The organism is Megasphaera hutchinsoni (assembly GCF_001553405.1).
Taxonomy (GTDB): Bacteria; Bacillota; Negativicutes; order Veillonellales; family Megasphaeraceae; genus Megasphaera; species Megasphaera hutchinsoni.
In genome coordinates, this window is record NZ_KQ960952.1 from 50,440 (window position 1) to 71,860 (window position 21,421).

Below are 21,421 nucleotides of genomic sequence, written 5' to 3' on the forward strand. Positions count from 1 at the left end.
TCTCGACTTATTGTCGAGATGCTTTTTCTATGAGCAAAACTAGAAAAAAATGTTAAATTTTGCTATAATTTATATGTATATAGGCAGTTGCAGGTCCTGTTTTTGACAGTAAAAATAGTAGGATGGTATAATGAACAATGAATGTTTTTAAGAAAAATGAAAAAAAAATGTTATCCATAGTGGTTCCCGTGTATAATGAACAATTAAACATTGAAAAATTTTACACAGAAGTGATAAAAAATGTTGCTACCTTAGATATGGCTTTTGAAATCATTTTCGTTGATGACGGTTCATCAGATACAACACCTCTTTTGTTGAGTCGCTTGACTAAACAGGATTTGCATGTGCGTGCATTGATTTTGGCAAGAAATTTTGGACATCAATTAGCCATTACTTGTGGCATGGATCATGCACGAGGAGATGCGATCATTACGATGGATGGAGATTTGCAACATCCGCCAGAAATGATTCCTGATTTAGTACAAAAATGGCGAGAAGGGTATGATGTTGTGCAGACTGTACGAGAATCTACAGATGATGTGGGGATTTTGAAACGGTTGACATCAAAGTGGTATTATATTTTGCTTAATGCCTTATCACCTGTTCATATTACGCCAGGTGGTTCGGATTTTCGCTTGATAGATCGGCGGGTATTGGAAACATTTTCTCTCTTCCGGGAACATGATCGCTTTATCCGTGGTATGATTGGAGATATAGGGTATCGTCAAATAAAAGTGAACTTTGTAGCACCAAAGCGATTTGCAGGAAAATCGAAGTTTTCTGTTCGGAAGATGATTCATTTTGCTTTAGACGGGATTACGGCATATTCAAAAATACCCTTACGATTAGCCTTGTACACGGGCCTTATCAGTGGCATGATCAGCATTTTAATTATTTTGCATGTGCTATATTGTAAGATTGCGGGAGAAGCTATTCCAGGATGGGCAACGAGTATGGTTGTTGTTTGCCTTATTGGGGGCTTGCAACTTATTTTTTTAGGCATCATTGGAGAATATATTGGTCGTATTTTCCAAGAAGTGAAAAATCGACCCTTATATTGGGTACGAGCTGAATTAGGCGAAAAAGAAGAATAAGTAGAATAAGTATACGATATGGGAAGAAATCATAAAAAGAGTCAATCCTGAAAACAGGTACAGAGGAGATCGCTTAGTATCGATGGTAGTTAGGCGTGTTTCGTAGGTCCTTTGGTGACGGAGAGGAATTTTTATGTGGCATATAGGAAAAATCGCAGTAGTTGGGATCTGTATGATGGTGACGATGGCCGGTAGTAGTGCGGCGGCAACGACATTAAAAATAGGAAGCACAGGCCGTGATGTGGTGATGTTACAACGCCAATTGCGTAAAATGGGGTATAATATCAAGGATGACGGTATGTATTCTGCGGAAACATCGAAAGCCGTAGCCGACTTTCAGCAGAAACAACATCTTCAGGCTAGTGGTACTGTAGGCAATTGGACGTATTATTTGCTGACGGGAAAGCGGCATTCATTATTGGCAGAAGAACAGGTTAAAAATGCTACCTTTGTGAGAGAGGAAACACCGCGAACGAAGAAACATAGTGTATCGATAAGGGATTTAGCAGATCAGCGAAAACTTATGAAACCGCGGCTTATATTAGCTAAATCGTTAAGAGAGGAACATATTTCTAGCCCGCTTAATAGGTTTGGAAAAAAAGTAGTTGCTTCGGCATATAAATACTTGGGTGTTCCTTATGTATTTGGAGGCAATACGCCTGATGGTTTTGATTGTTCGGGATTTACGCGTTATGTCTTTTCACATAATGGGGTACAATTACCACGCATGGCGAATGAACAGTATCAAGTGGGAGAAAAAATCGAAAAAGAAAAATTACTTCCTGGTGATTTAGTTTTCTTTTCTACATATATCGCGGATGATATATCTCATATAGGTATTTATGTCGGCGAACATCAATTTATCAGTGCTACAACGAGTGGCGGGATTCGCGTAGATGATTTAGAAAGTGAATATTGGTCTACTCGTTATATTGGTGCAAAGCGGATTCGCTTATAATAAAATAATACATAAGTGTATGTGAGTGAATATAAGATTATAGAGGAGTGTTAGCATGAAGTACATGACAGGGAATGAAATACGTAAAGCTTATTTAGAATTTTTTAAGGGAAAGGAACATTTGCCATTACATAGCTTTCCTCTAATTCCCGATAATGATCCCAGTTTATTATTGATTGGTGCTGGTATGGCTCCTTTAAAACCTTATTTTACGGGAAAATTAATACCTCCGTCTTATCGCGTAACGACGAGTCAAAAATGTATTCGGACGGGCGATATTGATAATGTAGGACGAACGGCAAGACATCATACTTTTTTTGAAATGTTGGGTAATTTTTCGTTTGGGGATTATTTTAAAAAAGAAGCCATTGCTTGGGCATGGGAATTTTTGACTGAAGTATTGCAATTGGATACGGATAAATTATATGTAACGGTCTATCCTGATGACGAAGAGGCTTATTCTTATTGGCATGATATGATTGGGTTAAGCAAAGATCGTATTTTTAAATGTAAAGATAATTTTTGGGAAATTGGCGAAGGCCCCTGTGGACCTGATAGTGAAATTTTTTATGATTTAGGACCCGAACGGGGATGTGGAAAAGATACTTGTACAGTTGGTTGTGATTGTGATCGGTATTTAGAAATTTGGAATTTGGTGTTTTCTCAATTTAATCGTACGGCTGAAGGTGAATATAAACCATTAGCGAAGAAAAATATTGATACGGGTGCAGGGTTAGAACGCTTGGCATCAGTTATTCAAAAGAAAGAATCTAATTTTGAAACCGATTTAATTTTCCCAATCATTGAAAAGGTACGGGATATCTGTCAGGGTAATTATGATGATCCTCAACAAAAAATTGCTATGAAGGTTATTGCAGATCATCTTCGTGCTATTACCATGATGATTAGTGATGGTATTTTACCTTCTAATGAAGGGCGAGGGTATGTATTACGACGTGTGTTGCGTAGAGCGGTACGTTTTGGACGTTTATTAGGGATTGAACAGTTATTTTTGAGTAGTTTAGTGGATACGGTATTGACTATTATGTCTGATGGCTATCCTGAATTACGTGAACATGAAGCGTTAATTAAAAAAGTAATTGAAACGGAAGAAAAACAATTTAGTATGACCTTGGTTCAAGGCATGGAATTACTCGATTCGTTAATTGCAGAAGCAAGTAAGACCAAAACATTATCAGGAAGTGCGGTTTTCAAGTTATATGATACTTATGGTTTCCCCGTAGAATTAACAGAAGAAATGGCTGGAGAAAAGGGCATTTCTATTGATATGGATGGGTTTGCAACAGCGATGAAAGAACAGCAAGACAGAGCGAGAGCCGCTCGTGCGGATGTGGTTGCAAAAGTCTTAACGCCAGATACGACGGCGTTGAATTCAGCCGAATTGATCTTTGATGAAACGGCTACGGAAGCACACCTTCTTATGTTGGGAAAAGATGGACAGGAAGTTGAAGCCGCTCATGATGGTGAAACGGTAACGATTATTTTGGATCGCACGCCATTTCACGCAGAAGGTGGCGGACAGATGGGCGATACAGGCGTTATTTCTACGGCGTCAGGACGTGCGGTTGTAACCGATACGAAGGTGTTGCCGAATGGTATTTTATATCTTATTGCAACGGTGATGGAAGGATATTTAAAGACGGATACAATTGTTTCTTTAGCAGTTGATACGGAACGGCATCTTGCCTTGGCACGCAATCATACGGCTACGCATTTATTGCATGCAGCGTTGCGTCGTGTCTTGGGTAATCATGTTAATCAAGCGGGCTCCTTAGTTACACCGGAACGCTTACGGTTTGATTTTACTCATTTTTCACCGGTTACGACAGATGAGTTATATGAAGTAGAAACCTTGGTTAATGAAGAAATTTTGAAAAATATACCAGTTACATTAGCTGAAATGAGTCAAGCCGAAGCAAAAGAAAAAGGTGCGATGGCTTTATTTGGTGAAAAGTATGGAGATGTCGTTCGAGTGGTTTCCATTGGTGATTTTAGTTGTGAATTATGTGGTGGTTCTCACGTGCATTCTACGGGGATTATTGGTCCCTTTCGCATTGTGAGTGAAGCTGGAACGGGTACAGGTGTACGACGGATTGAAGCTATTACAGGCAAGGCCGCTTTAGAAAAGGCACGGCAAGATGCTATATGTTTGCAAGAAGTGGCACATATATTAAAAACACAATCAGATGGAGTCGTACAACGTGTACAGCAGCTGACAGCAGAATTAAAAGACAAAGAACATGAGTTGCAGCAATTGAAAAAGGATGCGGCTTTATCGGATATGGAATCATTGTTGGCACAACAGGAACAGTGTGGCGATGTATCTATATTAGTGGCAGAGGTGCATTGTGATTCTATGGATAGTTTGCGTGAATTAGCTGATGCGTTAATGGACAAGCAGCATCAAGGTGTTATTCTTTTAGGTATGGTTCACGGAGATAAAGTTAATTTTGTATGCAAGGTTGCTAAGAATGATACAAAACGTGGTTTGCATGCAGGTAATATTATTAAAGTGGCAGCACAGAAAGCCGGTGGTAATGGTGGCGGGCGTCCTGATATGGCGCAAGCTGGGGGTAAAAATACCGATAATATCGCAGTGGCACTGGCTGCAGGTAAAGAAACAATATATCATATACTGAAATAATTCAGTATGAAAGGACGTGAGTGTATGGCAGTAAAAGATGAAACGATGATTGTACGGAATCGAAATGAAGAACAAAACGTGGCATCGATGATTCTGGAAGATGTATATCATGCATTAGTGGAAAAAGGATATAATCCAGTGGATCAAATTGCAGGATATCTCCTTTCAGGCGATCCCGCCTATATTACCAGCCATAATAATGCACGAAGTAACATTCGTCGATTAAATCGTGATGAGCTATTAGAAGAATTAATTCAATCTTATATACAACAGAAAGGGCTATAATGCATGAGAATTATAGGATTGGATATTGGGTCTAAAACGATTGGGGTAGCTTGTAGTGATGCATTGCAGATTACGGCACAAGGTGTGTATACGATTAAGCGAAAAAATGAAAAAGAAGATTGGTTAGCATTACAAGCCGTAGCAACAGAACGACAAGTTACACGTATCGTTGTCGGACGACCACGTCATATGAATGGAACGGATGGTGACAATGTTAAGGCTATTGAAGTATTTGTCCGTTATTTGCAAAAAAAAATGCCCCAAATGGAGTTTGTGTATTGGGATGAACGCTTGACTACCATTATGGCTGAACAGGTACTTATGGAAGGTGGCGTTCGTCGTGAAAAGCGGAAACAATTTTTGGATACGATGGCAGCTGTTCTTATTTTACAAAATTATTTAGATGCACAAAAATAGATTCATAAGTTCTCTTTTAGCAGATGAAATGTAAAAAATAATTTTTTATAAAATTATTATTGCATATTGATAAAATAACGATTAAAATAAATATACTAATAAGAAAGGAGCATAACGAGAATGACTCGTTATACTAGTATAGATGGAACATACTGTAGATAAGTCAAACGAGGTAATAGAAGTAGAATTGGTTACCATGGTTGGCGAAGATGGATCAGAAGTTTATTGTCTTGAAAAAGAACATTTTACATATGCAGGTAAAGAGTTTGCGATGTTAGTACCCGTTGCAGATGATAGTGATGATTTTTCTGTAGATAAAGATATTTTAGCAGCCGAAGAAGAAGAAGGTATTATAGCTCGAGTCGAAGAGGAAGATGGTAAGACTATTTTTGTATCACCAACGGACGAAGAGTTTGATGGTGTCCTTCAAGTTATACAAGAACTTGAAACAGTAGACTAAATATATTGTCTGTGTCCAATGATGATATGTTTAATTTACTGAATATATATCTGCCGGCACGATGGGGTGTCGGCTTTTTTTGCGATTAGTACATGAAGACATGGAGGAGTAAATGATGTCAGAATTGCCGAGTATTCAACAATTAAAGAATTTTATTACCTATGGAAAATATCAGAATTTTACGTCTGCTGCCCGTGCTGCTAATATTACGCAATCGGCATTTAGTTTTCAGATGAAGCGCTTAGAAGAATTAGTAGGAATACAGCTTATTGAACGCTCTAATCGGGGCAGTCATTTAACAAAAGATGGAGAACTATTTTATGAACGAATTTCACCTTTGGTGAGTGAATTAGAAACTTGTTTGTGTGATATACGGGCATTAAGTGGAGATATTGAGACACTTTCGGTAGGGACGATGCTTTCCCTTGGCGATGTGCAAATGAATCGACATTTGGCGTATTTTCAAAAGCATCATCATAGTGCCGCGTTGCGTGTATATAATATGGAAGCACGGGAAATGTTACAGTGGTTGAGTGAAGACAAATTGGATATTATTTCCTTATTTGAATTACCTCCATTAGATATTAGTGCATATGAAAAGGCTTTTTTTTGCAATGAAGATTTAGTGTATTACGCACCTCATTTAGATGGATTGGAAGAACCGATTACGGCAGATACAATTGCATCTAATCCGTTGGCACAATATTCGCCACAGTATGTGATGCATGATTATATTGATCACTATTTTTCTGTATATAGTAGTGTGCGTCCAAAAACACAAGCGTGGTTTTCAACGCCCTATGCGATTATGAATTATTGTCAGCAAAATCGAATGGGCTCGCTTTTACCAAAACGATTTTTACATGCTATGGGCGTAGAACGGGGATATTATGATTTAATTCCGCCGATTACATTGCCCTGTTATTTGTTGTACAAAAAGACGAATCCTAATTATAACGCCATTCAACTTTTTGTTTCTTACATTCAAGAAACGTATCATGTATATGATGCGCATGATAAACAATAGACATATATTATCACATTTTCTTATGAATGATATCATATATTTTTTGTTATACAAAGCGGAATATTAGGTATACAATCAATGGTATCAAATAAAAGGAGATGTAAGTAAGTTATGTCTGAAGAATCACTTTGGAATAAAGATTTTCTCTTAGATACGGGGATTAACTTTATTGTCTTTTTAATTTATTATTTATTGATGGTTATTATTGCCGTGGTGGCAAAGGATCAACTTCATGCTAGTTTGGGACAAGCTGGATTAGCATCGGGAATTTTTATCGTTGGTACCTTATTAGCACGTTTACAAATTGGGAAAGCGATAGAATTATATGGAAGAAAACGAACTCTTTATGGCGGCACGATATTTTATTTTATCACCATGTTATTATATTTTTATATGCCGTCATTAAGCATTATGTTATTAGTACGTTTTTTAAACGGGTTGGCTTATGGAATGGTATCGACGGCGACTAATACGATTGTTGCACAGTGTATTCCTGCATCGAAACGAGGACAAGGTATTAATTATTATGGGTTAAGTACGAGCTTAGCTGCAGCTATTGGCCCCTTTTTAGGTATGTTGTTAATGCAGATTACTAATTTCCGTTTTATTGTAGGTTTCTGTTGTGTGTTATTGGTTCTATGTATGATTGGGAACTTGTTCTTACGGGTAGAAGAGATAGACTTGACTGATGAAGAACGGGAAAGAATGAAGAAAGTTTCTTTAGAAAATTATGTCGAACCAAAAGTATTGTTAATTTCTTTTGTGGGCTTTTTAATGGGTTTCGCTTATTCGAGCGTGGTTGCTTTTTTAGCAGCCTATGCAAGAGAAATTAACTTAGTTGCAGCAGGTACTTTTTTCTTTGTCGTATATGCCGTAGTCATTACGATTACTCGTCCATTGAGCGGCGTTATTTTTGATAGTAAAGGGGAAAATTATGTTTTATATCCCTGTTATGTATGTCTTGCTGTGGGATTGTTAATTTTGGCGAAAACGACTATGTCTTGGCAATTACTGTTAGCGGGTGTATTTATTGGACTAGGTTATGGTACATTTATGTCTAATGGTCAGGCTGTATGTATTAAAATTACGGAACCTCATCGTGTTAGTGTCGCCTTATCAACTTATTTTGTTACATTGGATTTAGGCATTGGCGTAGGTCCGTATGTATTGGGATCTTTGCATGGTATATTGACATTACCGCAATTATATATGGTAGCAGCAGTTGTAGCGGTAGTTTGTCTAGTTATTTATTACCTTGGGTATGGGAGAAAAGTAAGTAAACAAGCTAACTTGTATTAATTTATGAATTAATTAAATAGGATGGAATAAGGAAAAGAACAGGCAAACGTTGAAGAAAAAGAATGACGTTTGTCTGTTCTTTTGGTATTGGGCATAGTTGTTATTAGAGATGATCTACTATTTTTTTTGCCTTATCTTTGTATTCTTCTTCGGTGAGGATGTCATGGTCTTTTAATATTTTTAAATAACTCAGTAGTACAGCCGGATCGACATCGCATGTAGCGGTAGAAGGATCACCGCTAGTAGCCTCGCCTATGCTCTTTGGGCGTATGTCGGATGTACGCTCATTTATAGGAACGACTTCGCCGGAGGTATCGGATTCAGTAAAAGACTTCAGATATTCGTTATAAAATTTTTTATACGTTTTTGTATCGCATTCAGCAATAAATTTTTCTTGTGTTTTTAATTGCACGGCAATGGTAATATATTTTTTATGTCCACCCAATAAAAGCCCTGCTAATAATCCGGCTGGACCGAACGCCAGCTCCCCTAAAGTTCCCCAGCCGGCTTTAGCAAAGATTTTGTTTTTGTTTTCTTCGGTAATTTTTTCCAGTAAGGCAATATTGTTTTTTAAGTTGTACGTATTTGTTTTTAGTGTAAAAGTACCACGCGGAGCCGAGAGTTCAAATGCTCCGAATATAGATAGCAGTGCGGTGGTATTGGGCAAATCACCATGTAGAATTTTAAAATGTGCCATTGATAGGACACCTTCTTTCTTATAGTTATTAATCAATAAAGCAGTTGATAATATTAATTATTCTTATAATTTGATGATATATTTATTGTAGCATGATAAGGGAAGAAGAGACATGATTTTTTACGAGCTTGGTTATCCTTTGTTATGATATGGGAAGAAGAATGTTAGGTAAGTAATGGATACAGCGGAGCCAATATAGCAAGTAATTAAAAAGACAGGCTTATCTTAGCTGTTATCGTGCACTTGTCTGGAGGATTGGGATATGTAAAAGAAAGGTGTATTAACGGTCGTACAGAGATGTAATCTAGTGCAAAAACGAGTATAACAATGTTATATTCGTTTTTGCAATTGAACAACGATAGCAGGCGATATTATTTTTGTTAAGTTTGCAAGTATGCATGTGCCAATAGATATGTATTGTTTTAGAATAGATCGCTAGGTGTAAGCTTTGAAAAAATATAAGGGCTAAACGATAGTGCAATATATGTTATATGGGTAATCTTCATGAATTGTGGTGCAAGGGGGAGATAATTATAATAATATACAAGTGATGTAGGTTTTGGGGATTACTTTTTTGATAACTATAGTGTACAAAATATAGCCGTTTATACGAAAATATAAAAATACTGAATGGTGTGATAGCATAATATATTTATGTCAATAATTAAAAGGGGATAATTGATAGATAGATTTTTTATTATTATAAAAAGAGATAAAAGGATTTTGCATAGACGTATCGAATACTATAAATAAGCAATGAAAATCGATTGTTGATTTTCAAGGAAAGGAAGGGATGACTTATGGCAATGATCGTTCGTGGTAAAAATTTGGAGATTACACCAGCTTTGAAAGAGTATGTATTAAAAAATGAGAAAAAATTATTGAAATACTTTGACAATGAAGTGCAATCTCAAACGATGTTGTCTATCGAAAAAGAACGCAAGATTGCAGAAATTACACTGCGTATTGATGGCGTTGTGTTACGTAGTATTGAAGCTAATGAAGATATGTATGCTTCGATTGACTTGGCATATGACAAATTGGTTCGGCAAATCCATAAATATAAAACTCGGTTGGCACGACGGATGAAAGAAAGCGTTTTTCATGCTTCCTTAATTGAAGGTAAGGTAGAACCGGAAGAAAAATTTGAAATAGCACGGGTTAAAAAATTTGCGGCACGCCCGATGGATACGGAAGAAGCCATTTTACAAATGAACTTAGTAGGACATGATTTCTTTGTATTCTTAAATGCTGAAACGGATAAAATTAATGTTGTGTATAAACGAAAACATGGAAAGTATGGACTTATTGAACCAGAATTTTAAGGGTATAGAAACAGGACTGCCAGTGGTAGTCCTGTTTCTATACTCCCCATTATAGGTAAAGGATGTGCAAGGTATGATAGTAACGGGACGATTATTCGTAACGGCGAAATTGATTCCTCATGGAAAAACGTTTGCTGATATTGGCACGGATCATGCGTATATTCCCATTTATATGTGTCAAAAACAATATACGCCGCGTGCTATTGCTGCGGATATCCGATTAGGACCGTTACAAGCGGCTCAAGCACATATTCGAGAATTTCAGTTAGAGGAACGCATTACTTGCCGTTTAGGGGATGGGCTTACGTGCATTCAGCAAGGTGAAGTAGAAGGTGCCGTGATAGCTGGTATGGGCGGTTATTTAATACGGGATATATTAGCTAAATCGATTTCTTTATGGCAGACATTTTCTTTTATGGTATTACAGCCTATGCGAGATGCGATAGCTGTGCGGCGTTTTATTAGTGAACATGATTGGCATATTGAAGATGAAATACTAGTGCAAGATGGTCATTTATATGATGTTATGCGAGTCTGTCCAGGAAAAGGGAAAAAATTATCGTATGGGGAAATGGAAGTAGGTCCGATAAATTGGCAACGGCAAGATAAATTGGTAGAACGTAAATTATATTTACTTATTTCGCAAAAAAAACGTATTTTGCATGGCTTTCAACGAAGCCGACAAAATATGGAAGAGCAAATTCGTAAATTACAATGGGAAGTAGAACAATTGGAGGCAATGAAATGGCAACTACCGTAGGGGATATCGTTACATATTTACAAGGGATAGCACCTCTTTATTTAAAGGAGGAGTGGGATAACCCAGGCTTATTGCTAGGGAATCAGGGAGATCCCGTTTCTTCGGTTTTGGTTACGTTAGATGTGATGGAAGGTACGGTTGACTATGCGATTGCAGAAGGAATATCGTTTATTTTTAGCCACCATCCACTTATTATGAAGGGAATAAAGGCTATTCGCACCGATTCGTATGATGGTCGGATGTATCAAAAATTACTTTCTCATCATATTGCGGTGTATGCGGCACATACGAATTTAGATAGTGCTACGGGTGGAGTTAACGATGTCCTTGCCGAGCATTTGCAATTACAGCATGTGCGTCCATTTATTCCAGGTGTGTCGGAATCGTTATATAAGATTGCCATATACGTGCCAAAGGGATATGGTGATGCTATTCGTGAAGTCTTAGGCAAGCATGATGCGGGACATCTTGGTGCATATAGTTATTGCTCATTTAGTGTAGCCGGGCAGGGGCGATTTAAACCGTTAGCAGGGACTCATCCTTTTATTGGCAAACGGGATGTTTTGGAAACAGTCGAAGAAGAGCGGATAGAAACTATTGTTGAAGGTTCGCGTTTAGGCGAAGTTATTACAGCGATGCTTGCTGTACATCCTTATGAAGAACCGGCTTATGACATTTATCCATTATATCAGCAACGTACTGCATTGGGATTGGGGCGTTTAGGTGAGTTGGCAACTCCTTTATCTTCTATGGCGGCGGTACAATGGGTTAAAGAGGCATTACATTTAACGCATGTGTCCTATGCTGGACCGATGGATCGACAGATTCAGACAATCGCTGTTTTAGGCGGTAGTGGTGCAGAATTTATTGCTACGGCTAAAGCCGCTGGGGCAACCTTATACGTCACAGGTGATATGAAATATCATGCCGCACAAGAAGCAATCAAACAGGGGATATTAGTGGTGGATGCTGGCCATTTTGGTACGGAATTTCCTGTTATCGATAGGATGAAACAGAATATAGAAGCTGAAAACGAAAAGCAAGGTTGGCATATTCAGTGTGTTGTTGATCCGACGGCAATGGATATGATACAAAGGCTATAAGGAGGTAATGCTATGATGAAGCATGATGACCATGTTCATCAAATCCGAACAGAGCCCATATATGCTATTTTAGGTGAAACTTTTTCTAGAGGGCGTACGAATCGACAAGTAGCAAAAGCGTTATTAGGTGCAGGTGTACGTATTATTCAATATCGAGAAAAGGAAAAAAGTTGGCAAGAAAAATATGAAGAAGCTCGCGATATTTGTCAGTGGTGTAATGAATATGGGGCGACATTTATTATGAATGATTCTATTGATTTAGCCATAGCTTGTGAAGCACCGGTAATTCACGTTGGGCAAGATGATGCTCCGGTTGCGTGGGTGCGACGTTTGGCACAGAGAGATATTGTGGTAGGTGTATCAACGCATACGATAGCAGAAATGAAAAAGGCTGTTCGTGATGGTGCTGATTATGTAGGATTAGGACCGATGTATCAGACAACATCAAAAATGGATGTGCATGATATTGTTGCAGATGTAGATAAAGCCTATGCGTTGACGTTGCCTATTCCTGTGGTGACAATTGGTGGGATTGATCTTATACATATACGGCAATTATATACGGAAGGATTTCGTTCCTTTGCCATGATTAGTGCCTTGGTAGGTGCTACGGATATAGTAGAACAGATAGGTGCTTTTCGTCAGGTATTGCAAGAAAAAATTGACGAATGCTAGCAAGTAAGATACAATAAACAAATGAGTATGAAAGACAATCGCTGGTGGAATACATCAGAGGAAAGTCCGAGCTCCATAGGGCAGGATGCCGGATAACGCCCGGCGAAGGTGACTTTAGGGATAGTGCCACAGAAATGTGTACCGCCACGTATGTGGTAAGGGTGGAACGGTGCGGTAAGAGCGCACCAGCGGTATGGTAACATATCGGCTAGGTAAACCCCATCTGGAGCAAGACCGAATAGGGAAGAGATGAAGCGGCCCGCTGATCTTCCGGGTTGTGTCGCTGGATCATGTCAGTAATGGCATGACTAGATAGATGATTGTCGCTGCAGTAGCAGAACAAAACTCGGCTTATTGATTACTCATACAAAAAAACCTCTCACATGAGAGGTTTTTTTTTGTATATCTGATATTTAAAATTTATACGTAAGTTGCAGGCGGGTGTAATTGCCGAGTTTGAATTGTTCCGGCCCGTATAACGTATCCCGCTTGCCCGTACTTTGGGCATCAAAGGTATAGTATGCTTCCAAGAGCATATTCTTTCTCGGCACATAGGCACCGCCGAGCGTGAAGCTCTTGACGCCGTCCAAATAGCGATCCGGCAAGCCTTCCGTACCGTTGCCGCCGAAGAAGGCGCCGTGTTCAAAATACTTGTAGTCGCCGAAGGCGCTCCAGGAGCCCGGCAGACGGTAATCGTGGCGACCGAAGTCAAAACGAATATCGAAGAATTTGGGATTCTTGCCCAAGGTTCGACCATTCATGAGGAACCGAGACGTATAGATGGAGCTGTTGGGATCGGAAATACTCGGATCGATATATTGTTCACTCTTGGTGTTGCCGTTGAGATAACGTCCCAACTCGGAGCGGTTTATTCCGAAATCAAAGGAAATAGAGGAGAGGGAGTTTAATTGATACTTTGCACCGATGGCAAACACATTGACCGCTTTGCGGAATACATGGGTATCGTTGCGATTATCGACAATTTTATGGCCCATTTTGTCATAGCCTTTGAGATCATAGTCGGCAATCTTGTATTGCTGTTCCTGATTGCCTACGGAGCGGAAGAACCACCCCGTAAGGCCGAGACGATTCGTCGCTTTACGACGATATTGGAAGAATATAGCCCGCTTAATCGGATCAATCGTATCGCGGCGCAGTAGATTTCCCTTGGTCAATATAGGGCGACCTACTTCTTTTTCAAAGGCTTCACGGGGCAGCGGACTATTTCCGTCACCTTCGGTAAGGGCAGCCTGAATGCCTTTAAAGTAATTGGCAATTACAGAAGAATGTTCACCGTCAAAAAGACTATTATAGGAGGCTGTTTTTGTGAAATTTTCTTCGTATAATTTATCGACATAATGCATGTCATCGAGATCTTTTTCGGTCAACTTATTTATTTTTGCGATAGTCTGATTATTGGACTTGGCCTTACTTTTAGCGAATTCCTCTATCTTATTGTTATAGTAAGCAAGGAGCTGTTTTTTGTTTGTTTGATACCATTCTTGTAAGTAGGCTTTTCCGTCTGTGAGCATGCGTGTGTCATCTAAAGATACTTCATACTTCTTTCTCATGGCAATATCTTTGGCATCTGTGTTATTCGGCTTAGCATAGCCCGGAACGGTAAAGGTTTCCGTATCTTCATAGTCTTGGCCGTCATCCTCATCATGGGTCGTATGGGTATACGATGCCGTTACTTCAGGGGTTTCTATAAAATATTTTTTAGTATGCAATTCTTTGCTGTACGTTCTTTTTGCCAAGGATTGTAAGCGTTGTACTACTTCGAGTCGGGTTGATAAATCATGCGGATATAATTCTTTTTCAGTCTGCTCTATTTTTGTCTTCAGTTCTTCTGCTTTGGCTAACTCTTTATTCATTTTTGCATCGTAGTCTATACATTCCGGATCCTTGCCAGCGTTGTTTAAACCTATTTTATCGGCACGTTCACTGTATTTTTTATACCACTCATTGGCTGAGTCCTCGGCCTGTTGTTTTTCGGCTTTTAATTGGTTTAAGGAAGAAGCTTCCGCATCTCGTATGTTGGCAAGTTGCCGATAGTAATTGAGTTTGTTCCCATAGGTTTCTTTAGACTCTGTAAGTTTAAGCTGTCCGCCCTCATAGTATACACCCATTAATTCGTTAACTGTCGGTGTACGGTAAAATACATCGTATTCGGCATGCGTATAGGCGGAGTCCGTGACTCCCGTACTGTGGGAAAAGTCGCCGAACCCGACACGGAATTGCGAATTTTTGTCGGTGTATAGTAGGCGGGCACCGTCGAAAGATTGATTAAACCAATACCCGGTGATGCCCATTTTTTCGTTCAGCCGTCCGAGGGATACATCCCAAGCAGCCGTATGTTTGGTAATATCGGCTTTTTCAATCCGTACTTTGTTGATACTGCGGTTATCAATGGCGGTTTGGGCAGTATCCGGTTCTTTTAAGGCGGCAGCACTGCCGACAAGCGTTAAGTGGGTATGGTTATCTAATATTGCGTTGAGACCTAAGCGTATCCGCTGAGAGAAACCGTGGTCTTCTTTATTTTGCAGGGCTTTTACGGCACCTTCGTCAATGGAACTGGATTCGGTAACTCGTACGGCAGGACGGTTTTCCCCGAGGTGGCTGTCCATACGGGCACGATAGTCGCCGAAGATGCGGATGGTAGTCGTTTGACTGTCATCAAAAGGACGATCTAAAAATCCGGTGAGAATTAAGGGAGAAATCTTTCCTTTTAATTCTTTCGGGATAAAATCTTCCAATTTTTGCTTCGCACTTAAGCCCAGTTTGAAGTTGGCACCGAAACGGAAGGTGCGAGCAGAAAAGGCACGGTCATCGTCACGATGGTTAAAGATGTTGTCAATACCGAAGTAGGCGAGGGAGTCTTTATTTATTTTCTTTTGGATCATGATGTTCCACATGCCATAGGTTTTCCGTTGATACATGTCTACGGTTTTTTTGTCCAGAATGTCATAATGTAATTTAGCTTTATCAAAAAGAGAATCACCTGTTTGTTTGGGATTTTTTATGCGTTCCGTCGTTAGCGTATTTTTATTGCCCGCCACGGAATTGCTGTCGAGCATGTTAATATAGTATTCTCCCCAGATACTGCCGCTCCAACCGGTTTTTTTATTTTCATAATCCAAGCCTATATTGATTTTATGTTTGGGTTTATCTAATAATTGACGAGGCATGGTAGGATCGCTGGTGTTAATGGCATGAAGCCAGGTATAGCCGATACGACCTTTGAGGGAAGTGTTAAATTGATGTTTGATTTCCAGTTCGGCACCGGTAATTTCGGCACGACCGATGTTTTTGAAACTGTAAATACGATCGGGTGCATGGAAATATTTGAAAATACCGAGAATGGTCGATTCATCCGCTTCGGGATTAAAATCGATTAATTTGCCCGTATTATAGAGGGTTAAATAATTATCAATCTTGTTGTGGAACAGGGTCAGTTTCGTGTAGGTTTTCGCATTTTCTCCTTCAATGGAAACATCCACATTAAAGCCTTTTTCCGGTTTTAAGTCGGGATTTCCCTGCCAATACCAACCGAGACGAGCCGTACCGCTGCCGTCGGGATTGGCTTTTAACACATGCGGCCCGAACATTTCCCAACAATAGTATAATTCGCCCAACCCGGGAGCCGTGTAGGAGGTGCCGACATTGGCTTTAAAGCGACGATGCACATTACCGCCGAGAGTATGCGTCACGCCCATATTAAAGGATACATTATTGCCGAAAAGGTTCGTGTGATCCAGACGGATAATGGGGTATAACATGGTATTTTCATTGAGTTGCCACGTATCTTGCAGGAAGACGTGCGCTTTATTGAGTGCCGCTTTGCCGACGAGTTGTTTATTTTGATTTTGATTATATTCTTCCCGGAAAATTTTACCGTTGGCTTTCATGAATGCCGAAGGGAAGTTCCACGTTGTGCCGTAGTACAAGAGGGCGTAATAATCTTTCAGATCATTTGTGCCGTAATTATCGGTGAGATCTTTAGCATTCCCGTAGGTTGTCCCATAATCTTTCATAGTGGGTTTATAATTTTCAGGAAACGCATTATGTTTTTTGACATAATTGAGGATATATGTTTCGTATTTTTTTTCGTTGCCGCCGAATTCCGTGTCTATAATATATTTATTATAGGCTTGGCGTGCTGTTTCCAGATTGTTTAACGTTTCATTAAAGGCTTTGTACCGATAGTAGGCGTCGGGATTACGGGAAAATAAAGAACGCCGTTCTTTATCCGTATTTGTACCGTCACCGCCGGTGAGTGTCAGATGAGAAGAGGAGCCTTTACCGGCAAAAGAGGGATCTAAGTATTGTTTCCATTCTTCATAGGTAAACTGGGGTAAAAACTTACGTTCCGTATCATAGCCCCAGGGTTTGCTTTTATCGACAAAGGAATAGGCTTTATAGCGATCGGGATTTTTGGCGAGCATTTTTTTTGTTTCCGCTGCATTGCCGATGGGATCCCCCCAATTGTCCGCCACTCCCATATTCCGCTCCTCTTTGTCGGTCATTTCGGGTTTATACTTTTCATCATAAGGGGGGTGTTCTTCCCCGTGATATCCATAATATTCGGATTCTTTATCCCAGATGAGAGAACCGTTTTTATCGATTTTTAAATTATGCTTATGTATTTTAGAAGACGCTTCGCCATGATGTACATACAAACTTTTATCGTAGTCATATGGGTTGATCGAACGAAGGTAGGTTTCAGGCGCCATTTTCACACGACTTCCTTCGCCGTCTTCATGGGCATAGCCGAAGCCGTAGGACAGAAGATGCTTGTCGTTGACTTGGCGATTCATGGTAAATTCGCCCTTCCATTCACCGTGATTGACTTCATCGACAGCATCCAAGGTGTTTTTTCCTTCGTAGGTGCTTTTGCCGTAATCACTAGTTAAAGTAATATCGGCTTCTTTGGTGCGGGTATAGTTGAATTCTGCTTTCCAATCACTTTTATCATTTTTTCCGGAATAAGCAATATTACCGGTATTTCGTTTTAGATCCCGTTTATAATGTACTTGTGGTTCTAAGTAGGAAGTGGTTCTTTTGACGAAACGTTCGAGCGATTCTTGATAATGATCAACCCGTGTATCTAACTTATGATTAGCATCTATGTCATAATGGGTAGATAAGCCGATGTTGGCATTTGTACCATAAAAACGAAGGGAGTTTTTTTCATAGGCATTGGCGGCCGCTTCTTCTTGGGTGGCCAATACTTCCCGCCGCATACGATTTGAATAAATTGGTGCTAAATCACGTTTATTACCATATATGGCAAAACGGAAATTTCCAATTTTGCCTGAATCGGCACGTAAGTATAAATTACTATGGGGGGTTCTTTGTGCGGATTCACGGTCACGACGACCTTCAACGTTGAATTTTATACCAGCTTTTTTATTGGGTTTTGAAGTGATAACGTTGATGACACCGCCCATGGCACCGGAACCATATTTGGCACTAGCGGCACCTTGGATAATTTCAATGTGATCGACATTTTCCGTACCGATACGTTGTAATTCATCACCGGCACCGCTGTATTTGCCAAGGCCACCAAGGGCTTCTTGACCGTCTACTAAGATGAGCGTATGACGAGGTTCAGCACCACGAATGGAGACGCCTACATTACCCATGCCGTCGACCGTACGGGTTACGCCGGTTTCCTGGAAGACGATATCTTCCGCTGATTTTGCTTGCTTTTTGGTAATTTCTTGTTTTGTAATAATTGTTTTTTGTTGTGATTCTACTTTTGCCTCTTCTTCTGCTACGGTGGCTTTTACGAAGACATCTTTTGTGGATACGTTTGCTCCGTAACTAGGTAAGGGCATCGACATCCAAGCGACTATTGCACAGGATAGTAAGGCTGCATGACGATGAGTGATATAATTCATAGACCATCTCTCCTTTTGTGATTGATTTTCCTTATCAGGATAACAGAAAACATGTTATAAATCTACTCCAAACGGTAAAAAAACAATCCAAATGGACATTTTTTTTTCCTTTTTGTGCGGGATGATAGGAGAAAATATCGCCTTATATAAGTGTTTTTTGTATATAATTATCTGTATCATAATAGAGATAGACATAAGTAGAAAAATATATTTTATGGTATTAAAGATAAGCTTATTTATTACAGTTTGGTTATATCCATTTTCCCCTATGACAAAGCATAGTATAATAAAGAATACACGAAGGAGGAAAAAATATGTTATCAACATTTCAAAAAATGCGATATGAGCGTAATATATTAGTTGCTACGCTAGGAGAACAGGGACAAGAAAAGTTATTGCAGAGTAAGGTTCTCCTTATTGGGGCAGGTGGTTTAGGTTCTCCTGTGGCCTTATATTTAACGGCTGCAGGTATTGGAACTTTAGGGATTGTCGATGATGATGTGGTCGATTCATCGAATTTGCAACGGCAAATTTTGCATGGCGAAGATTGTCTTGGTATAAGTAAAGTAGAATCGGCACGTCAGCGATTGATGACGTTGAATAGTCAGGTGCATCTCCACACTTATCAAGAACGAGTGACCAAAGAGGTGTTACGACAATTGCTAGTGGCGGATGAATATGATATTGTCGTGGATGGTACGGACAATTTTGCTACGAAGTTTTTGATTAACGATGTTTGTGTAGAAGAGGAAAAAACGTTTGTACATGCGGGGGTATTGGCTATGCAAGGGCAATTGATGACATATGTTCCACATAAGTCGCCTTGTTATCGTTGTGTATTTGAGGATGAACCGGCACCAGGTACGGTTCCGACAAGCAAGGATGTGGGTATTATTGGGGCGATTGCAGGCACGCTTGGTACGTTGCAAGCAATGGAAGTGATTAAGTATGTAACGGGAATGGGAGAGTTGCTATTGGGAAGAATGTTAATTTATGATGGACTTTCGATGACTTTCCGGCAAATGAAATTTCATAAAAATGAACATTGTCAGGCTTGTCATAAAGGATAGAGAGGGTAGCGGATGGAATGGATAAAGGTTATTCAGCCATGGTTTATGGCTGGTGGTACAGTAATGTATGTATTGTGTGTATGTTCATTGGTGGTCATTTTTTTGGGGTGTGAACGATATCTTGTATTTGCACGGTTGGATTCGGGACATATGTTTGCGGTACGATTTTATCATGTGATGATGCGTCGGCAATATAAAGAGGCAGTAGATATGGCACGAGAAACTCGAGGGGCATTGGCCCATATGATTATGGTAGCGGCACAAATGGAAACAGTAGCACAACGTCAAGCATATATTGAGTTGGAAACGGGACGCGTGCTTACTCTTTTGCAAGAGCGCTTATATTACATAAGTTTGATAGTTACGGCAGCCCCCTTATTGGGATTGTTAGGTACGATTCATGGGATGATGTATTCTTTTCAATTGCTTTCAACGGGTGGAGAACACGCATTAGTTGTTACGGGGGGAGTAAGCGAAGCGTTGGTGGCAACGTCCTTTGGCATTATTATTGCGTTAGTAGCGATGGTTATGCATACGTATTTTCGACAACGTCATGATCGTATTATCGGGGATATAGAACTTTGTTTTTCTGCTTGGGAATGGTATCAAAAGGAAGGATAGGTCGATGCGATTACGAAAGAAGATGGTTGAAAAACCGGAAGTTATGATTATTCCGATGATTGATATTATGTTTTTTTTAGTGGTGTTTTTTATGCTTGCTGTTGTAGGTACTTCAGCGTTACATGTTGTTCCCGTACAATTGCCCGTCATATCACAGGGACAATCTGCAAAGGATGAGGTATATGTTATTACGTTGCGTCAAAATCACCGGTTATATGTGGAGGATCAGCCTATTACATTGCGTGATTTGTCAAAGAAGTTGTCTGAACATCCGAAAGTTTCGATTGTATTACGGGCGAATAAGGATGTATCGTATAGTGAAGTTATGCAGGTCTTAGATAGATTGCGGCAAGAAGGTATTTCGCGTGTTGGTTTGGGCGTGGAGCAAAGACAAAGATGAAACGACAAGATTTTTTTATTTCCTTGGGCATAACTATGGTAGTGCATTTGTTGCTTTTGGGTATATGGGTATATCAAGCGGGGGATTTTCCTAAGTCGGATAAGTCCGCTATCGTTTCTGAGATGACTGCCTATGTAGCGGATGTTCCTACTCTTGTTGATGGTGGTGAGAAGGGAACTATGCGTTCAGATCGTGCAGAATTAACTGAAAATAAAGGGCGTCCAACATCAACAGCAACTGTTGTTAAGACGGGTACTATGGTGATAGAAAAAAAGTTTGGGAAAACGGTGGCAGAGGAGAGCGTTGTCAGCTCTTTTGGACAGGGAGGCGTTACGGCGACAGGTAACGAGATGAAAAAAAATGGAATAGAAGGGGCTGTTATAGCACCACAATTGGTATATGCACCTGCTGCTAGGTATCCTGAAAAAAGTAAACAGAAAGGCATTACGGGCGTAGTCTGCGTTCATTTTATTGTTACGGATAGAGGGCATGTAGTAGGTGATTCGATTCGATTGTTATCCTCATCGGGAAGTCATGAGTTAGATGAGAGTGCGATTGATGCGGTACGGAAATATCAATTTATAGCAGCTAAAAATGAAGCTGGTAATGCGATGTCTTGTGGGGTAACTATTTCGGTTGGCTTTAGAAAAAAATAAGTGGAA

18 protein-coding genes and 1 other RNA gene are annotated in these 21,421 nt (G+C 39.8%); 17 read left to right on the forward strand and 2 right to left on the reverse strand.

Features of this window, described 5'->3' with window-relative positions; all coding sequences use genetic code 11:
* The first annotated feature begins 137 nt into the window (after window positions 1-137).
* From HMPREF3182_RS04200 to HMPREF3182_RS04235, 8 genes are all read left to right on the forward strand, one after another.
* Complete coding sequence (locus HMPREF3182_RS04200; protein WP_007392156.1) at window positions 138-1,094, forward strand: glycosyltransferase family 2 protein; 957 nt, start codon at window positions 138-140, stop codon at window positions 1,092-1,094.
* Window positions 1,095-1,227: 133 nt separating this feature from the next.
* Entirely contained in the window at window positions 1,228-2,052 is an 825-nt protein-coding gene (locus HMPREF3182_RS04205; protein ID WP_007392238.1) for a C40 family peptidase, read from the forward strand.
* 64 nt (window positions 2,053-2,116) lie between these two features.
* Window positions 2,117-4,717, forward strand: a complete 2,601-nt coding sequence (gene alaS / locus HMPREF3182_RS04210; protein WP_235808655.1) for an alanine--tRNA ligase — start codon at window positions 2,117-2,119, stop codon at window positions 4,715-4,717.
* Window positions 4,718-4,741: 24 nt separating this feature from the next.
* A complete protein-coding gene (locus tag HMPREF3182_RS04215; RefSeq protein WP_007392239.1) occupies window positions 4,742-5,002 on the forward strand; it encodes an IreB family regulatory phosphoprotein in 261 nt (86 codons plus the stop codon).
* Between the two features lie 3 nt (window positions 5,003-5,005).
* Complete coding sequence (gene ruvX, locus HMPREF3182_RS04220; RefSeq protein WP_062485638.1) at window positions 5,006-5,419, forward strand: Holliday junction resolvase RuvX; 414 nt, start codon at window positions 5,006-5,008, stop codon at window positions 5,417-5,419.
* Between the two features lie 142 nt (window positions 5,420-5,561).
* Window positions 5,562-5,879 (forward strand): DUF1292 domain-containing protein, encoded by a 318-nt coding sequence (locus HMPREF3182_RS04225; RefSeq protein WP_036257295.1) that lies wholly within the window; start codon window positions 5,562-5,564, stop codon window positions 5,877-5,879.
* A gap of 112 nt (window positions 5,880-5,991) precedes the next feature.
* A complete protein-coding gene (locus HMPREF3182_RS04230) occupies window positions 5,992-6,906 on the forward strand; it encodes a LysR family transcriptional regulator (RefSeq protein ID WP_235808648.1) in 915 nt (304 codons plus the stop codon).
* 111 nt (window positions 6,907-7,017) lie between these two features.
* On the forward strand, window positions 7,018-8,205 hold the full coding sequence (locus tag HMPREF3182_RS04235) for an MFS transporter (protein ID WP_062485642.1): 1,188 nt from the start codon (window positions 7,018-7,020) through the stop codon (window positions 8,203-8,205).
* Window positions 8,206-8,308: 103 nt separating this feature from the next.
* Here the strand turns inward: HMPREF3182_RS04235 and HMPREF3182_RS04240 are convergent, their stop codons facing one another.
* Window positions 8,309-8,902 (reverse strand): hypothetical protein, encoded by a 594-nt coding sequence (locus HMPREF3182_RS04240; RefSeq protein WP_062485644.1) that lies wholly within the window; start codon window positions 8,900-8,902, stop codon window positions 8,309-8,311.
* A gap of 800 nt (window positions 8,903-9,702) precedes the next feature.
* Here HMPREF3182_RS04240 and hpf point away from each other — a divergent pair.
* The 5 genes from hpf (at window position 9,703) to rnpB (ending at window position 13,134) form a co-directional block, all read left to right on the forward strand.
* The gene (hpf, locus tag HMPREF3182_RS04245) at window positions 9,703-10,227 is read left to right on the forward strand and encodes a ribosome hibernation-promoting factor, HPF/YfiA family (RefSeq protein ID WP_007392166.1); all 525 of its coding nucleotides are present in this window, start codon (window positions 9,703-9,705) and stop codon (window positions 10,225-10,227) included.
* 73 nt (window positions 10,228-10,300) lie between these two features.
* Window positions 10,301-10,987 (forward strand): tRNA (adenine(22)-N(1))-methyltransferase, encoded by a 687-nt coding sequence (locus tag HMPREF3182_RS04250; protein WP_007392214.1) that lies wholly within the window; start codon window positions 10,301-10,303, stop codon window positions 10,985-10,987.
* On the forward strand, window positions 10,972-12,090 hold the full coding sequence (locus HMPREF3182_RS04255) for a Nif3-like dinuclear metal center hexameric protein (protein ID WP_007392155.1): 1,119 nt from the start codon (window positions 10,972-10,974) through the stop codon (window positions 12,088-12,090). Before HMPREF3182_RS04250 ends, HMPREF3182_RS04255 begins: the two co-directional genes overlap by 16 nt.
* Before the next feature lie 12 nt (window positions 12,091-12,102).
* On the forward strand, window positions 12,103-12,765 hold the full coding sequence (gene thiE, locus HMPREF3182_RS04260; protein ID WP_328587211.1) for a thiamine phosphate synthase: 663 nt from the start codon (window positions 12,103-12,105) through the stop codon (window positions 12,763-12,765).
* A 22-nt stretch (window positions 12,766-12,787) separates the two neighbouring features.
* Window positions 12,788-13,134: RNase P RNA component class A (gene rnpB / locus HMPREF3182_RS04265), an RNA gene on the forward strand.
* Window positions 13,135-13,178: 44 nt separating this feature from the next.
* Here the strand turns inward: rnpB and HMPREF3182_RS04270 are convergent.
* Window positions 13,179-18,668: a TonB-dependent receptor plug domain-containing protein gene (locus tag HMPREF3182_RS04270; protein WP_062485645.1), complete on the reverse strand. Its 5,490-nt coding sequence runs from the start codon at window positions 18,666-18,668 to the stop codon at window positions 13,179-13,181.
* Window positions 18,669-18,982: 314 nt separating this feature from the next.
* On the opposite strand from HMPREF3182_RS04270, the gene HMPREF3182_RS04275 reads away from it, so the two are divergent.
* From HMPREF3182_RS04275 to HMPREF3182_RS04290, 4 genes are read left to right on the forward strand one after another with little or no spacing between them, the layout of a single operon-like run.
* Window positions 18,983-19,738 carry a HesA/MoeB/ThiF family protein gene (locus HMPREF3182_RS04275; RefSeq protein WP_062485648.1) on the forward strand — a complete coding sequence of 252 codons (756 nt, stop codon included), beginning with the start codon at window positions 18,983-18,985 and terminating at the stop codon, window positions 19,736-19,738.
* 12 nt (window positions 19,739-19,750) lie between these two features.
* Complete coding sequence (locus tag HMPREF3182_RS04280; RefSeq protein ID WP_062485650.1) at window positions 19,751-20,359, forward strand: MotA/TolQ/ExbB proton channel family protein; 609 nt, start codon at window positions 19,751-19,753, stop codon at window positions 20,357-20,359.
* 4 nt (window positions 20,360-20,363) lie between these two features.
* A complete protein-coding gene (locus HMPREF3182_RS04285; RefSeq protein ID WP_062485652.1) occupies window positions 20,364-20,759 on the forward strand; it encodes an ExbD/TolR family protein in 396 nt (131 codons plus the stop codon).
* Complete coding sequence (locus tag HMPREF3182_RS04290; RefSeq protein WP_062485654.1) at window positions 20,756-21,415, forward strand: energy transducer TonB; 660 nt, start codon at window positions 20,756-20,758, stop codon at window positions 21,413-21,415. Before HMPREF3182_RS04285 ends, HMPREF3182_RS04290 begins: the two co-directional genes overlap by 4 nt.
* Window positions 21,416-21,421: the final 6 nt, after the last annotated feature.

Coding starts and splice junctions, on each gene's coding strand:
- HMPREF3182_RS04200 (WP_007392156.1), top strand. CDS start 138: ATGAATGTTTTTAAGAAAAATGAAAAAAAAATGTTATCCATAGTGGTT.
- HMPREF3182_RS04205 (WP_007392238.1), top strand. CDS start 1,228: ATGTGGCATATAGGAAAAATCGCAGTAGTTGGGATCTGTATGATGGTG.
- alaS (WP_235808655.1), top strand. CDS start 2,117: ATGACAGGGAATGAAATACGTAAAGCTTATTTAGAATTTTTTAAGGGA.
- HMPREF3182_RS04215 (WP_007392239.1), top strand. CDS start 4,742: ATGGCAGTAAAAGATGAAACGATGATTGTACGGAATCGAAATGAAGAA.
- ruvX (WP_062485638.1), top strand. CDS start 5,006: ATGAGAATTATAGGATTGGATATTGGGTCTAAAACGATTGGGGTAGCT.
- HMPREF3182_RS04225 (WP_036257295.1), top strand. CDS start 5,562: ATGGAACATACTGTAGATAAGTCAAACGAGGTAATAGAAGTAGAATTG.
- HMPREF3182_RS04230 (WP_235808648.1), top strand. CDS start 5,992: ATGATGTCAGAATTGCCGAGTATTCAACAATTAAAGAATTTTATTACC.
- HMPREF3182_RS04235 (WP_062485642.1), top strand. CDS start 7,018: ATGTCTGAAGAATCACTTTGGAATAAAGATTTTCTCTTAGATACGGGG.
- HMPREF3182_RS04240 (WP_062485644.1), bottom strand. CDS start 8,902: ATGGCACATTTTAAAATTCTACATGGTGATTTGCCCAATACCACCGCA.
- hpf (WP_007392166.1), top strand. CDS start 9,703: ATGGCAATGATCGTTCGTGGTAAAAATTTGGAGATTACACCAGCTTTG.
- HMPREF3182_RS04250 (WP_007392214.1), top strand. CDS start 10,301: ATGATAGTAACGGGACGATTATTCGTAACGGCGAAATTGATTCCTCAT.
- HMPREF3182_RS04255 (WP_007392155.1), top strand. CDS start 10,972: ATGGCAACTACCGTAGGGGATATCGTTACATATTTACAAGGGATAGCA.
- thiE (WP_328587211.1), top strand. CDS start 12,103: ATGATGAAGCATGATGACCATGTTCATCAAATCCGAACAGAGCCCATA.
- HMPREF3182_RS04270 (WP_062485645.1), bottom strand. CDS start 18,668: ATGAATTATATCACTCATCGTCATGCAGCCTTACTATCCTGTGCAATA.
- HMPREF3182_RS04275 (WP_062485648.1), top strand. CDS start 18,983: ATGTTATCAACATTTCAAAAAATGCGATATGAGCGTAATATATTAGTT.
- HMPREF3182_RS04280 (WP_062485650.1), top strand. CDS start 19,751: ATGGAATGGATAAAGGTTATTCAGCCATGGTTTATGGCTGGTGGTACA.
- HMPREF3182_RS04285 (WP_062485652.1), top strand. CDS start 20,364: ATGCGATTACGAAAGAAGATGGTTGAAAAACCGGAAGTTATGATTATT.
- HMPREF3182_RS04290 (WP_062485654.1), top strand. CDS start 20,756: ATGAAACGACAAGATTTTTTTATTTCCTTGGGCATAACTATGGTAGTG.